Source organism: Alphaproteobacteria bacterium HT1-32, from assembly GCA_009649675.1.
Taxonomy (GTDB): Bacteria; Pseudomonadota; Alphaproteobacteria; order Rhodospirillales; family HT1-32; genus HT1-32.
Window position 1 is genome coordinate 2,425,310 of record WJPL01000001.1, and the last position, 14,157, is coordinate 2,439,466.

At 57.7% G+C, this 14,157-nt stretch carries 11 protein-coding genes; 9 read left to right on the forward strand and 2 right to left on the reverse strand.

Translation table 11 applies throughout. The features are described 5' to 3' along the window. Positions 1–55: 55 nt before the first annotated feature. The 6 genes from ispG (at position 56) to GH722_11550 (ending at position 6,566) form a co-directional block, all read left to right on the forward strand. Complete coding sequence (ispG, locus tag GH722_11525; protein MRG72405.1) at positions 56–1,174, forward strand: flavodoxin-dependent (E)-4-hydroxy-3-methylbut-2-enyl-diphosphate synthase; 1,119 nt, start codon at positions 56–58, stop codon at positions 1,172–1,174. Between the two features lie 21 nt (positions 1,175–1,195). Next, complete coding sequence (locus tag GH722_11530; protein MRG72406.1) at positions 1,196–2,443, forward strand: histidine--tRNA ligase; 1,248 nt, start codon at positions 1,196–1,198, stop codon at positions 2,441–2,443. Between the two features lie 5 nt (positions 2,444–2,448). Continuing rightward, complete coding sequence (gene hemA, locus GH722_11535) at positions 2,449–3,702, forward strand: glutamyl-tRNA reductase (GenBank protein MRG72407.1); 1,254 nt, start codon at positions 2,449–2,451, stop codon at positions 3,700–3,702. A 2-nt stretch (positions 3,703–3,704) separates the two neighbouring features. Further along, positions 3,705–4,784: a peptide chain release factor 1 gene (gene prfA, locus GH722_11540; protein ID MRG72408.1), complete on the forward strand. Its 1,080-nt coding sequence runs from the start codon at positions 3,705–3,707 to the stop codon at positions 4,782–4,784. After that, positions 4,781–5,623, forward strand: a complete 843-nt coding sequence (gene prmC / locus GH722_11545) for a peptide chain release factor N(5)-glutamine methyltransferase (GenBank protein ID MRG72409.1) — start codon at positions 4,781–4,783, stop codon at positions 5,621–5,623. The genes prfA and prmC overlap by 4 nt, the downstream gene beginning before the upstream one ends. A 202-nt stretch (positions 5,624–5,825) precedes the next feature. Then, complete coding sequence (locus tag GH722_11550; GenBank protein ID MRG72410.1) at positions 5,826–6,566, forward strand: DUF4167 domain-containing protein; 741 nt, start codon at positions 5,826–5,828, stop codon at positions 6,564–6,566. Between the two features lie 43 nt (positions 6,567–6,609). Here the strand turns inward: GH722_11550 and GH722_11555 are convergent, their stop codons facing one another. Next, positions 6,610–7,368, reverse strand: a complete 759-nt coding sequence (locus GH722_11555; protein MRG72411.1) for an MOSC domain-containing protein — start codon at positions 7,366–7,368, stop codon at positions 6,610–6,612. A gap of 176 nt (positions 7,369–7,544) precedes the next feature. On the opposite strand from GH722_11555, the gene clpB reads away from it, so the two are divergent. From clpB to GH722_11570, 3 genes are all read left to right on the forward strand, one after another. Continuing rightward, a complete protein-coding gene (clpB, locus tag GH722_11560; protein MRG72412.1) occupies positions 7,545–10,133 on the forward strand; it encodes an ATP-dependent chaperone ClpB in 2,589 nt (862 codons plus the stop codon). A gap of 99 nt (positions 10,134–10,232) precedes the next feature. After that, complete coding sequence (locus GH722_11565) at positions 10,233–11,339, forward strand: oxidoreductase (protein ID MRG72413.1); 1,107 nt, start codon at positions 10,233–10,235, stop codon at positions 11,337–11,339. 48 nt (positions 11,340–11,387) lie between these two features. Further along, a complete protein-coding gene (locus tag GH722_11570; protein ID MRG72414.1) occupies positions 11,388–12,425 on the forward strand; it encodes a pyridoxal-phosphate dependent enzyme in 1,038 nt (345 codons plus the stop codon). A 2-nt stretch (positions 12,426–12,427) separates the two neighbouring features. Here GH722_11570 and GH722_11575 read toward each other — a convergent pair whose 3' ends face one another. Beyond that, positions 12,428–13,696 carry a peptidoglycan DD-metalloendopeptidase family protein gene (locus GH722_11575; GenBank protein MRG72415.1) on the reverse strand — a complete coding sequence of 423 codons (1,269 nt, stop codon included), beginning with the start codon at positions 13,694–13,696 and terminating at the stop codon, positions 12,428–12,430. Positions 13,697–14,157 lie beyond the last annotated feature (461 nt).

Genomic DNA, 14,157 nt, shown 5'->3' on the forward strand with positions numbered 1-14,157 from the left:
AAGCTGCAATAAATCGCCTATATGTGCTGCAAATGATCGGAAACCGGAGCCAGAAATGAGCGTTCGTCCTTATCGAGATATTTATCGCCGCGAATCCCGCAAGATCTGGATGCGCGATGTGCCGATCGGTGGTGATGCACCGATTACTGTTCAGACCATGACCAATACCCTGACATCTGACCCGCGTTCGACGCTGAACCAGATCCGTCAGATGGAGGAGGCCGGTGCCGATATCATCCGCGTCTCCTGCCCGGACAAGGAAAGCACGGAAGGTCTGAAGACGATCACGAAAGAGGCCAAGGTGCCGATCGTCGCGGACATCCATTTCCATTACAAACGTGCCATCGAGGCCGCAAAGGCCGGAGCAGCCTGCCTGCGGATCAACCCCGGTAATATCGGTTCGAAAGAGCGGGTGAAGGAGGTCGTGCAGGCGGCAAAGGATTATGGCTGCATCATTCGGATTGGTGTGAATGCGGGTTCTCTGGAACCGCATCTGCTGGAAAAATATGGCGAACCCTGTCCGGATGCGATGGTGGAAAGCGCGCTCGATCATGCACGAATTCTGGAAGATGCTGATTTCCGGGATTTCAAGATCAGCTGCAAGGCGTCTGATGTCTTCCTGGCCGTTGCGGCCTATCAGCAACTGTCGGAAGCTTGTGATTATCCGCTGCATCTCGGGATTACCGAAGCGGGCGGTCTGCGCGGCGGTACCGTGAAATCTTCCATCGGTATGGGAATGCTGTTGTGGAGTGGTATCGGTGACACCATTCGTGTTTCGCTTTCCGCGGATCCGGTCGAAGAAGTCAAAGTCGGTTTCGATATCCTGAAATCCATGGGGCTCCGTCATCGTGGCGTGCAGGTGATTTCCTGTCCGTCCTGCGCCCGGCAGGGATTCAACGTCATCGAGACCGTCAGCACGCTGGAAGATCGCCTGGCCCATATTTCAACGCCGATTTCGCTGTCGATTATCGGCTGTGTCGTGAACGGTCCGGGTGAGGCGCTGATGACCGATATCGGCCTGACCGGCGGCGGTAACGGCAATCACAAGATGTATGTCGCCGGTAAGCCGGACCATAACATTTCGTCTGGCGATATGGTTGATCATATCGTCGATCTGGTGGAAAAGCGGGCTGCTGAAATTGAGGCGGCGAAGGCTGCCGAAGCAGCCGAATAACAGTCGGACTGAAGTAGAAACATGGCGAGACTGCAGCCTGTCAGGGGCACCCATGACCTGTTGCCGGATGACGCGAGGCGGCATCGCTTTGTTGCGGAGACCGCGCGCGAAACCTCCGGTCTTTACGGGTATCAGGAAATTGTAACTCCGATATTTGAATTCACGGAAGTGTTCAGCCGGACGCTGGGCGAAACGTCGGATGTGGTCACCAAGGAGATGTATACTTTCTCCATGGGTGACGGCGATAGCATGACATTGCGGCCTGAGAATACGGCAGGTGTTGCCCGGGCCTACATTTCCAATGGCCTGCAACAGGAAGTTCCGCTGAAATATTTTTATGCCGGTCCGATGTTCCGGCATGAACGTCCGCAGAAAGGCCGTCAGCGTCAGTTTCACCAGTTCGGTGTCGAATTGCTCGGCGTTCCCGAACCGGAAGGTGATGTCGAGGTGATCGTCTGTGGCGCGGCCATTCTGGACAAGCTCGGGGTCGGCGACAGCTGCACGCTGCAACTGAACACACTGGGCGACACGGAAAGCCGTCAGGCCTATCGTGCGGCGCTGGTTGAGTATTTCTCGGCACATGTCGCTGACCTTTCAGAGGACAGCCGGATGCGTCTGGAACGCAATCCGATGCGCATCCTGGATTCGAAAGATGCCGGGGATCGCACCATCGTCGCCGGTGCACCGGAATTCGGGGATCATCTGAACGAGGAATCGAAAGCGTTCTTCGAAACCGTAAAGGATGGTCTGACCCGGCGCGGAATTGCGTTTGAGCTGAACTCCCGGCTGGTGCGCGGTCTGGATTATTACTGCCATACGGCATTTGAGTTCGTCACCGATGCGCTGGGTGCGCAGGGGACTGTCCTTGCTGGTGGTCGTTATGACGGTCTGGTCGGGACGATGGGTGGTCCGCCGACGCCGGGCGTTGGCTGGGCCGCCGGTATCGAACGGCTTGCGATGCTGATTGGGGATAATGCACCTGTTCCCACCGGGCCGGTCGCCGTGATCCCGATCGGCGACGAGGTAACGGGGGCCGCCGATGATATCGTTGCTTCTCTGCGCGGGGCAGGTATCTCAACGGATATTGCCTTCCGGGGTAATCTGAAGCGGCGGATGAAGCGGGCAGACAAGATCAATGCACGTGCAGCTGTTCTGCTGGGTGAAGATGAACTGATCCGTCAGGTCGCAACCGTTCGTGACCTGAAAACCGGTGAACAACAGGAAGTCGCCATCGCTGCGCTGGCGGACTATCTGATAACCGGACAGTAGCGAACATGCCGACACAGCCGCCAGATCTGGCGCGGCTACTGATTGTCGGCGCCAACCACCGTTCGGGGTCTGTCGGGCTGCGCGATCGCCTGTTCATGGAAGAATCCGAGTTACCGGCGGTTTCCCGTGATCTCGTCGGTGACGGCGTGAACGAAGTCCTGCTGATTTCGACCTGTGATCGTGTGGAATGCTTTGCTGTCTGTGACAATCTGTCAGTTGCGAAGGAAAAGCTCCGTGCCTACTTCACGGCACGGGCTGGCGCGGATACGGAAACGGCGCTTTATCATTACGAAGGTGAACAGGCGGTCAGCCATCTGTTCCGGGTTGCGTCGTCGCTGGACAGCCAGATTGTCGGGGAACCCCAGGTTCTCGGTCAGGTGAAGACGGCACATCGTTGTCTGCGGGATGCGCATGCACCCTTTGATATTCTGGGGAGAATTCTCGACAAGGCCTACGAGGTGGCAAAGAAAGTCCGGTCCACAACCTCGATTGGTGAGGGACCGGTGACCATCGTTGCTGCGGCCGTTCGTGTTGCCAGAGACCTGCACGGCGATCTGCGGGATACACGCTTGCTGATTCTGGGCGGTGGTGATGCCGGAGAGCTGATTGGAGATGGCCTGATCAGGGCTGGTGTCCGCCATGCGAGAGTAGCTGTTGCCCGCCGTCCGCTGGCCGTATCGCTGGCCCGGCGGCTGGGGGCACATGTCGGTGATCTGGATGATCTTGGCAGCCTGCTGGAAGAAGCGGATACGGTGGTGCTGGCGCACGGCGCGGGAACACCTCTGGTGGACCGGGAACTGATGCGTCAGGTTTTGCGGCGCCGGCGCCAGAAGCCGGTATTTCTGATTGATACCTCCATCCCATCGGATTGTGATCCGGGGGTTGAGATGCTGGATTCAGCATTCCTGTACGACCTTGCTGATCTGGAACGTCTGGCTTCGGACGGGTTGAACGGACGTGTATCGGAAGCTGCTGCGGCAGAGGCGATTGTCCGCGAGGAAGTCAGCAGCTTTATGGCCAGTGTCGCATCAAACCGGGCTGGCGGCGCGATACGGCTGCTCCATGACCAGATTGAAGTGATGCGACAGGAAGTCCTGGCGCAATCCGGGGGTGATGCCGACAAGGCAACACGCCTGCTGGCCGGGCGATTTCTGAGTTTACCGACGGAAACCCTGCGGCAGGCCGCCCGTGACGGACAGGACAGCGCCGAGCTTGAAACATTTATTGCGGCCCTGTTCCGCACCGATAAGGAAAGTTGAAGATGAGTTTCGATGAAAAACTGCATGGCGTGATTGCCCGGCATGACGAACTGGCTTCCCTGATGGCGGACCCGGACCGGCTGGGCGCCGAAAAATTTGTCAGTGCGTCGCAGGAATATTCTGCGCTGACGCCGGTTGTGGAAATGGTGCAGGAATATTTCGCGGCCCGTGAAGAAATGGGTGACCTTGCGGAGATGATCGCCGACACCGGATCCGATCCCGAGATGCGGAAGATGGCGGAGGAAGAATTCCATGCCCTGAAGAGCCGGATGCCGGAACTGGAACGCAATGTTCAGCTGGCCCTGCTGCCCAAGGATGAAGCGGATGCGAAGAATGCCATTCTGGAAGTGCGTGCAGGTACGGGTGGTGAGGAGGCAGCCCTGTTCGCGGCTGATCTGTTCCGGATGTATCAGCGATATGCTGATATCAGGGGCTGGCGATTCGAGACACTGGATTTCTCAGAAACCGGTATTGGCGGCCTGAAAGAGGCTTCTGCTGAAATTCGCGGGCATAACGTCTTTGCCCGGCTGAAATTCGAATCAGGTGTTCACCGGGTTCAGCGTGTTCCTGAAACTGAATCCGGCGGGCGCATTCATACGTCCGCTGCCACGGTTGCGGTGTTGCCGGAAGCAGAAGATGTCGATCTTGATATCGAGGAAAAAGATCTCCGGATTGATACCTTCCGGGCATCCGGTGCTGGCGGACAGCATGTCAACCGGACCGACTCTGCGGTCCGTATCACGCATCTGCCGACAGGTACGGTGGTGTCTATCCAGGACGACAAGTCGCAGCACAAGAACAAGGCCAAGGCGATGAAAATCCTGCGGTCGAGAATCTATGACGCAGAGCGGGCCCGTCTCGACCAGGAACGTTCGGACAGTCGTCGCTCACAGGTCGGGTCCGGCGACCGGTCGGAGCGAATCAGAACCTATAATTTCCCGCAAGGCCGGGTGACCGATCACCGGATCAACCTGACACTTTATGCACTCGACCGCTTCGTTGCGGGCGATATGGACGAAGTGATTGATTCGCTGATTTCCGAGGATGAGGCGGCAAGACTGTCAGAGGCAACCGGCGGGTGACTGTTGCCGAACTTCTGGCCTCGGCGCGCCGCCGGCTGACGGATGCCGGAATTGATACCGCGCATCTTGATGCCCGGCTGCTTGCGGCAGCGGTGACCGGACTGTCCCGCGAAGAAATGCTGATGAAGGCTCATGATACTGTCCCGGAAACCGAAGTCAGCAGGTGTCAGCATCTGCTGGAACGGCGGCTGGCCGGGGAGCCGGTCTCCCGGATTCTGGGAAAGCGCGAATTCTGGGGGCTGGACTTCATCGTAACGCCGGCGACGCTTGATCCGCGTCCCGACAGCGAATTGCTGGTTGAACTGGTCATCGGTCAGGTCGGAGGCGGGTTTTCAGGACGTATTCTGGATCTCGGCACGGGGACAGGCTGTCTGCCGATTGCCCTGCTGAGTGAATTGCCACAGGCACGGGCGACGGCGGTAGATATCAGCCCGGCGGCTCTTGACTGTGCGCGGCAGAATGCCCGGACTCACGGCGTTCTGGACCGGCTGGAGTTTCTTGAAGGTAACTGGCTGGAACCGGTGACAGGGACTTACGATATCGTGCTGTCAAACCCGCCCTATATTGCAGCACCGGTGATTGAAGGGCTGATGGACGAAGTAAGACTTCATGATCCCCGGCTGGCGCTGGACGGGGGGGATGACGGGCTGGCTGCGTACCGGTGCATTATCAATGGACTGGGTACAGCCATCGCGAGTCGCGGGCAGGTGCTCTTTGAAGTCGGGTATGATCAGGCAGACGCGGTGATGGGACTTCTCGGTGACGGTGGCTTCATGTCGATTGCTGCTCATAACGACCTTGCCGGGCAACGTCGTTGCGTCTCGGCAGTTTATTCCTGAATCAATGGTAAAATTTTGTTGGATTTGGCGGATTTCCCGACTAGGGTGCGGCTTGTCACGGTGATTTGAAGTTCAGGGACCGTGACGGTTGGCAGACTGCTTCGGCAGCCTGCAAAATCATATCCTGCATACGCAATGCGTGATTTGTCGTCAGAAACGGCGACAGGTTGTCAGGTACGGCGAAACAGCTGGCACTAAACAAATGAAACAAGGCTCGAACAAACGTTCGCGCGGTCGTGGCAACAGAAAACCGTCACGGACGCAGGTATACGACAGTAGCGGCCCCGAGGGCCGGATTCGTGGAAACGCGAATCAGGTCTATGACAAATATCTCGCGTTAGGCCGCGATGCATATTCTGCCGGTGACCGGATTGCAGCGGAAAATTTTTTCCAGCATGCCGAACATTATTATCGCATCGTCGTCGCGATTGAAGCGGCCCGCGCGCAGCAGGAACAGCAGCGTGGTGATGGTCAGCAGGGTGATCGCCAGCAAGGCGATCGCAATCAGCAGCATAACAATAATCGTCGCCATGGTAATGACGGCGGGGATGACCGGGGGGATATCGAAGCGTCAGCTCCGCATGACCCGCGTGACCCCATGCCTGCTTTTGACGATGACGATGAGACTTCCGGCGATGGCGACAAGCCGTCGGGGAATGGCAAATCTGCCGAGGCTGAAAAACCGGCACAGGTGGCTGAAGAACAGCCTGCACCGAAGCCGCGGGCCGAGCGCAAGCCACGTCGCCGCAAACCTGTGGAAGAGGTGTCGGATGCCCAGTCTCTGCCGGAAGGTCTGCTGAAGCCGGTTACGACATCAACGGCCAAGGATGCCGAAGGTGAGGACGAGATCCGCCATTCCAGCGGAACAGCCAAGCCGCGTGGTCGTCGTCCGCGTCGTCCGAAAGATGAGGATACGGAAATCGATCAGTCGGCTGCCGACTGATTACTGTGATCAGCCGGGTTGTCTTCGGGCAACCCGGGTTCGATCAGCGGGGTATCAGCGGGTCGCCGATACGTGCGGCCCCGTCGCTGATGACCCGGGCATAGACACCCATATCAATATGCGAAAAGCCTTTTTTCAGCGTCAGTGGCAGATTCATGTCCCGTGTGCCCTGATCAGGATGGACGTTGGTTGCCGCGCAGCGCTCAATTCGTTTCTCCACCTGTAGTCTGACATCTCCAATGGAGATTTCCTGACCTATCCAGCTGAATTCCTCCCACGGCTTGTCACCCTCGAAATAAAAATTCGCACGAAACCGGCGATGATCAACCGGTTCTCCGGCCACCCGTTCCAGGTCACGGATGCTGGCATGGCCGATGAGGCTGACCAGCGGGGTACCCTGATCGGTAAAGGCTATCTCATGACCATCGAGCAATTTGGGTGTACCGCGAACGTCACCGGTTGCGAAAGATGCGAAGAACTGTTCGATGATACTGCGCCCGACAGGCGTGGTGATCTGCCCCCGGGCAACCTGCTTTCCGTCCCGCATGATCGTCAGGCTGTCTGTACTGTCGTCAAAGCTGGTCGACAGAAGCGCAAGACGTTCATTCCGCATCAGATTCAGGAAATTTGATTTCGGTAAATGTTCCGGAGCCAGTGAATCAAACTGTGCACTGGCATGGGCGATCCCGAAACGCCTGTCATTTGGCAGAACCTGGTCGCGGGTCAACCGGACAGACTCGAGAGCCTCGGCGGTGAGGCTCTTAACGGGATATCGGTAAATCTGTGAAATTGATAAGGCCATGACCTGATGATCAGGGGCATCGAGAACTCTGTCAATCAGGCGGGAGGTTTTCGCATCATCTGTCTTGCAGCGGGCGGTTATTTCTCCATATCAGCTTCTGGTAACCCTATAAGGTGAGGGGTCTCTGACATTGCCGATGCGGGATGTTGAGGCCCTGTCGCAGAAAGGCTTTAAAAATGGACTTTGAGAAATATACGGACCGCGCACGCGGGATGATTCAGGCTGCACAGACAATCGTGCTGCGTGAGGACCACCAGAGACTGACACCCGAACATATCCTGAAAGCATTACTGGACGACAAGGACGGGCTTTGCGCCGGGCTGATTACGGCAGCCGGTGGTGACGCCAAGGTAGCTTTGGCCGATGTTACCGCAGAGCTTCGCAAGATCCCGTCTGTGCAGGGCGGTGACGGACAGCTTTATCTGGATCCGCGGACAGCCCGTCTGCTGGATCAGGCACAGCAGGTCGCCGAGAAGGCCGGTGACAGCTATGTCACGGTCGAGCGGTTGCTGCTGGCACTGGCGATGGCAAGCGGTACGCCTTCTGCTGATATTCTGAAACGGGCCGGCGTGAACCCGCAAAGCCTGAATGCGGCCATTGAGGAGATTCGCAAGGGACGTAAGGCAGACAGCGCCAGTGCTGAAGACTCCTTTGATGCGCTGAAGAAATTCGCCCGCGATCTGACACAGGCGGCGTTTGACGGGAAGATTGACCCGGTTATCGGGCGTGATGAGGAAATTCGCCGTACCATTCAGGTGCTGTCGCGCCGGACCAAGAACAATCCGGTTCTGATCGGTGAGCCAGGGGTTGGTAAGACGGCGATCGTTGAAGGCCTGGCCCAGCGAATTGTGGCCGGTGATGTGCCGGAGAACCTCAAGAAAAAGAAACTGATGGTGCTGGATCTCGGTGCACTTGTCGCCGGGGCGAAGTTTCGCGGTGAGTTCGAGGAACGCCTGAAGGCGGTTCTCGGCGAGGTCTCGAATGCGGCTGGTGAAATCATCCTGTTCATTGACGAGATGCATACCATCGTCGGTGCCGGTGCGGCGGAAGGGTCAATGGATGCTTCCAACCTGCTGAAACCGGCGCTGGCCCGTGGCGAACTGCATTGTGTCGGGGCGACCACGCTGAATGAATACCGGAAGTATATCGAAAAGGATGCGGCACTCGCCCGGCGGTTCCAGCAGGTCTATGTGTCCGAGCCTTCGGTCGAGGATTCGATTTCGATCCTGCGCGGCCTGAAAGAGAAATACGAGCTGCATCACGGCGTGCGTATTTCAGACAGTGCCCTTGTTGCTGCGGCGACCCTGTCGAAGCGCTACATCACGGATCGGTTTCTGCCGGACAAGGCAATCGATCTGATGGATGAAGCATCCAGCCGCCTGCGGATGGAGATTGATTCCAAGCCGGAAGAAGTCGACGAACTTGACCGCCGGATCATCCAGTTGAAGATCGAGCAGTCCGCGCTGACCCGTGAAGGTGATGACGGATCGAAAGATCGTCTGGTGAAGCTGGAAAAAGAGCTGGCAGAACTGGAAGAAAAGTCGGCAGCCCTGACCGCCCGCTGGACCGCTCAGAAGAATGAGCTGGCCGGGGCAACCCAGATCAAGGAACAGCTCGACCAGGCCCGCATGGAGCTTGAACGTGCACAGCGTGACGGTCGTCTGGAGCGGGCAGGGGAACTGATGTACGGCGTCATTCCGGATCTGGAGCAGAAGCTGTCGACCGCTGATGGCGCTCATCAGGGCCAGTTGGTTGAGGAAACGGTGAGCGACCAGCACATCGCCGGCATTGTCGCCCGCTGGACGGGTATCCCCGTCGACAAGTTGCTCGCCGGTGAACGGGACAAGCTGTTGCAGATGGAACAGCAGCTTCGCAAGCGGGTGGTTGGTCAGGAGGAGGCACTGGTCTCCGTTTCCAATGCTGTCCGCCGTGCCCGTGCCGGACTGCAGGATCCGAACCGGCCGATCGGGTCGTTTCTGTTCCTCGGTCCCACGGGGGTCGGTAAGACCGAACTGACGAAGGCGATTGCTGAATTCCTGTTCGATGACGAACAGGCACTGCTGCGTATCGATATGTCCGAGTATATGGAAAAGCACGCGGTCTCCCGGCTGATCGGCGCACCGCCGGGCTATGTCGGCTATGATGAGGGTGGTGCCCTGACGGAAGCGGTTCGCCGCCGGCCGTTTCAGGTCATCCTGTTTGACGAGATCGAAAAGGCACATCCCGATGTCTTCAACGTTCTGTTGCAGGTGCTGGATGATGGCCGTCTCACCGACGGGCAGGGGCGGACGGTTGATTTCCGTAATACCCTGATCATCCTTACCTCTAACCTGGGGGCGGAAATTCTGGCCGCTCAGGAAGAAGGTCAGGACAGCTCGGATATTCGTGAACAGGTCATGGAGATTGTCCGCGCTTCCTTCCGGCCGGAATTCTACAACCGGCTTGATGAGGTGATCCTGTTCCACCGTCTGTTCCGTGATCAGATGGCGGGTATTGTGGATATCCAGCTGGGCCGCCTGCGGCAGCTTCTGGAAGACCGGAAGATCACGCTGGAACTCGACAAAGCCGCTCTTCACTGGCTGGCTGACGCCGGGTTCGATCCGGTCTATGGCGCACGCCCCCTGAAACGGGTGATCCAGCGAACGCTGCAAAACCCGATGGCCGGGATGATCCTGGACGGACGGATTACTGACGGCTCGTCAGTACATGTCTCGGCATCCGACGACGGGCTGACCCTGAACGGGGAACTGGCTGAAGCGGCGTAACCTCTGTTCCGTGGCGTTGAATTGCGGAGCTTGCGCAGTTTGACGCCACGGCACTGGCAGGCCTACTGTTCGGTAATCTTTTTATCGTCCGGACATGTCATGCCAACCCTGTTTGAAGCCTACAAAATCGGTGGTCTTGAGCTGCCGAACCGAATCGTTATTGCACCGATGTGCCAGTATTCAGCTGTTGATGGCAGCATGAATGACTGGCATCTCGCGCATCTCGGTACATTGGCGGCGTCGAAAGCCGGTCTGCTGGTTTTCGAGGCAACGCATGTCAGTCCGGAAGGCCGGATTACACATGGCTGTGCGGGGCTTTATTCAGACGAAAATGAAGCGGCGATGCGGCGGGTGGTCGAACTTTGCCGGACTGTTTCCGATATTCCTCTGGGTGTTCAGATTGGCCATGCCGGACGCAAGGCTTCGACGGCGCGACCGTGGCAGGGGCGGGGTGCGCTTGGTCCGGATGACAATCCCTGGCAAACCGTGGCTCCTTCAGCCCTGCCGGCGAATGATGGCTGGCATGTGCCACGGGAACTGACAGCGACGGACCTCGCGGCGATCCGTGATGCATTTGTCGGGTCAACGCTTCGGGCGCTTCGCATTGGTTTTGATCTGGTCGAGCTGCATGCGGCGCATGGCTATCTGATGCATCAGTTTCTGTCGCCGATATCGAACCAGCGTGACGATGAATGGGGTGGAGATGCGGAGCGCCGGATGCGCTTTCCGCTGGAAGTTGCGGCGGCTGTCCGGGAGGTCTGGCCCCGGGACAGGGCGCTGGGGGCCCGGATCACCGGAACGGACTGGCGCGAGGATGGTCTGGGGCCACAGGATGCGATTACCTTTGCCGCACGGCTGAAGGATATCGGTTATGATTTCGTTTGTGTCAGTTCTGGCGGTATTGGTGGCGTGACCCAGTTCGCCGTGGAACCGGGCTATCAGGTTCATCTGGCAGAGGCGGTCCGGAAAGGCGCGGGAATACCAACCCGTGCTGTCGGCATGATTATCGACCCGCATCATGCGCAGCAGATCATTGCGGAAGGGCGGGCAGATATGGTGGCTCTGGCCCGCGGGTTCCTGGATAACCCTCGCTGGGTCTGGCATGCAGCCGAGTCGCTGGGCACTGATCTGGAACTCCTGCCGCAATATCAGCGTGCCGGGCATAAACTATGGGCGGGTGCAGCAATCGCCCGGCCTGCGGACTGATATCGCCGGTTTGGTGCGGCAGAAAGGATGGCTATGGAAAACCGGGTAATGACAGTCGGGGCACTGGACAGCTTTCCCCGTGTGCGGATGGCGCATCTGCCGACACCGCTGGAGGAAGCAGCCAACCTTGGCGCGGATCTGGGTATTGACCTCTGGATCAAGCGTGATGACTGCACCGGGATTGGCATGGGAGGCAACAAGGTTCGCCAGCTTGAATTCTATCTTGGCGAGGCGGTATCGAAAGGTGCTGATACGATTCTGATAACCGGAGCGGTACAGTCGAACTTTGTCCGCACGGCAGCTGCGATGGCTGCCCGGCTCGGGATGGAAAGTCATCTCCAGCTTGAGGAGCGGGTGCCCCATGATACGCCGCTTTATCGCATGTCTGGCAACGTGCTGCTTGATCATCTGCTGGGGGCTACTCTCCACAGTTTTCCCGAAGGTGAAAACGAAGCGGGTGCAGATGCAAAGCTGGAAGAAATTGCGGCGGACTTACGGGCGAAGGGCCGCAAACCCTATGTCATTCATCTCGGCCCGGGGCATGCCCCGCTGGGGGCACTGGGTTATGTCGATATGGCGCGTGAATTGCTGGACCAGCTTGCGGCGCTCAGAATTGATATCGGACGGATATTTGTGGCATCCGGCAGTGCAGCAACCCATGCCGGACTGCTTTATGGTTTGCGGGCATTTGGATCAGATATCCCGGTTCAGGGGATTTGCGTCAGGCGTGATGCATCCTTGCAGTCGAGCCGGGTTCTGGCTCGCTGCGGTGAGATCGCCGGGCTGATCGGAGGACCGGATATCGTGACGGAAAGTGACATACGTCTCGACGATACCGCTCTTGCACCAGGCTATGGCCAGATGAACGGGGCGACGCGGGATGCCATTCACCGGGCTGCGTCACGGGAGGGAATGTTTCTCGACCCGACCTATACAGCCAAGGTTATGGCCGGCCTGATATCTTTTTCAGAACGACTCTCGAAGACATCAGCGCAGGAGGCGGAAAAACCGTGGCTGTTCATTCATACGGGCGGACAGCCGGCACTGTTCGCCTATGGCGATCAGCTTACCGGCGATCATAAATGAAATCAGTCGACGCTGGCGATGGTCGGTGCAACCGGTTCGGTAACCGGCAGGGCCTCGAATTCGCGGTCCATGTCGCGACGCAGGTTACGGAAGTTTGCCAGATCCGTACCGGTCAGCCGCTTACCCGTAGGCAGCTTGATGCTGAGCGGGTTGACCTGATGCTTGCCCCGCAGCACTTCGTAATGCAGATGTGCGCCAGTTGACCGGCCGGTTGTACCGACCCAGCCGATGATCTGCCCCTGACGGACCCGCTTACCCTTGCGGGCATTCTTCGAAATGGCTTTCATATGGGCATAGGCGGTTCTGTATTCCCCGTTATGGCGCAGGCGGACATATTTCCCATATCCGCCATTCCAGCCGGAGACTTCAATCACACCATCACCGGCGGCATATATCGGAGTGCCGGAAGGCGCGGCGAAGTCGACGCCGCGATGCATCTTGTTATAGCCCAGAATCGGATGACGGCGCTTGCCGAAGCGTGATGAGATGCGGGCACCATCAACCGGTGTTTTCAGCAGGGCCTTGCGGATGCTGTGACCTTTCTGGTCGAAGAAATCAGTGCGGCCGCTTTTGTCCGTGAAACGATAGATATACAGTTCCTTGCCGCTCAGGGTGAGGCGGGCATGGTTGATTGCACCATCCCGCAAGGCGAGACCGGTTTCATCATGGAAGCGGTTGAACATGACCTTGAAGGAATCACCGGGCTGAATGTCGCGCTGGAAGTCGACATCAAAAGACATTGCCTGAATCAGTTCGATCAGAACAGCCGGCGGTAATCCGGCGGCAACGGCTGCTTCATAAAGGGAGCTGGTAATCTCTCCGTCGACCCGGTGGGACTGTTCGGAAAGTGCCTTCTTGATTTCCTTCGCCGCAAACTTGTCTGCTTCGCGATCCACAAAGACATCCAGATCGACATCAGGTTTCAGCGCCAGCCCTATAAGAGATGTGCCTTCATCAGCAGCAGGGTCGAGCGAGACCTTGATGGTCTGGCCGGGGCGCAATTTGCGCGGGTCATAGACAGTACGCAGGGCGGAGATGGCTGAATGTGATTCTGACCGGCTGAAACCCTGTCCCATCAGCATCTTCATAAGAGTGTCACCGCGGCGAACCTTTAATTCGCGGAATTCCGGTTCGGATGTCGGCACATTGATGGCCGCCACATCTATATCTTCAGATGTTCCGGTCTGAACCGCGGGCGGGGTGAGCAGCCCGTCTGCTGCCTGGGACTGGAAGGGGACCAAAGCCGCGCCGGCGACAATAAGGTATCTCATCGCGCGTGCAGCGACGTTAAACTGGTTATTCAATGCTTTCCCTTTCCCCGTCTTTCGCAATTACTTGATAAAATGCTGTGCGAAACGACGCAATGGCCCGACGTTAAATGATAGGTGTAGGCTGTCAACCTGTTCCGCTTCACTTCGACTGAAACTATGGCGAAATGATGGTTTAAATACTGTTTAGACTTCATGTCTTCATGGATAGAAAGAGCTTTCCTTATATAGAGCGTGGGTTTGAAAGGCGTAAATCGCTGATTTCTGCGGGTTCTCCCGTTTGTCAGGGAGGCTGCAGCGAGCCATTTCGAGAAAAATGTCACTTTTGTCATTTTTCTTGAGAAAGGCATTTGACAGGTAGGCGGTGCGCCCATATAAACCGCCTCCCGACGCGACGAGCATCGGGCCACCGGAAAAGAACGGCGGTTTTGGAAGCTGGTTTCGGCTGGTGGAAGAAGGCTCTT

Excerpts from the sequence above, each read along its gene's own strand:
- ispG (MRG72405.1), top strand. The coding sequence starts at position 56 with ATGAGCGTTCGTCCTTATCGAGATATTTATCGCCGCGAATCCCGCAAG.
- GH722_11530 (MRG72406.1), top strand. The coding sequence starts at position 1,196 with ATGGCGAGACTGCAGCCTGTCAGGGGCACCCATGACCTGTTGCCGGAT.
- hemA (MRG72407.1), top strand. The coding sequence starts at position 2,449 with ATGCCGACACAGCCGCCAGATCTGGCGCGGCTACTGATTGTCGGCGCC.
- prfA (MRG72408.1), top strand. The coding sequence starts at position 3,705 with ATGAGTTTCGATGAAAAACTGCATGGCGTGATTGCCCGGCATGACGAA.
- GH722_11550 (MRG72410.1), top strand. The coding sequence starts at position 5,826 with ATGAAACAAGGCTCGAACAAACGTTCGCGCGGTCGTGGCAACAGAAAA.
- GH722_11555 (MRG72411.1), bottom strand. The coding sequence starts at position 7,368 with ATGGCCTTATCAATTTCACAGATTTACCGATATCCCGTTAAGAGCCTC.
- clpB (MRG72412.1), top strand. The coding sequence starts at position 7,545 with ATGGACTTTGAGAAATATACGGACCGCGCACGCGGGATGATTCAGGCT.
- GH722_11565 (MRG72413.1), top strand. The coding sequence starts at position 10,233 with ATGCCAACCCTGTTTGAAGCCTACAAAATCGGTGGTCTTGAGCTGCCG.
- GH722_11570 (MRG72414.1), top strand. The coding sequence starts at position 11,388 with ATGACAGTCGGGGCACTGGACAGCTTTCCCCGTGTGCGGATGGCGCAT.
- GH722_11575 (MRG72415.1), bottom strand. The coding sequence starts at position 13,696 with ATGAGATACCTTATTGTCGCCGGCGCGGCTTTGGTCCCCTTCCAGTCC.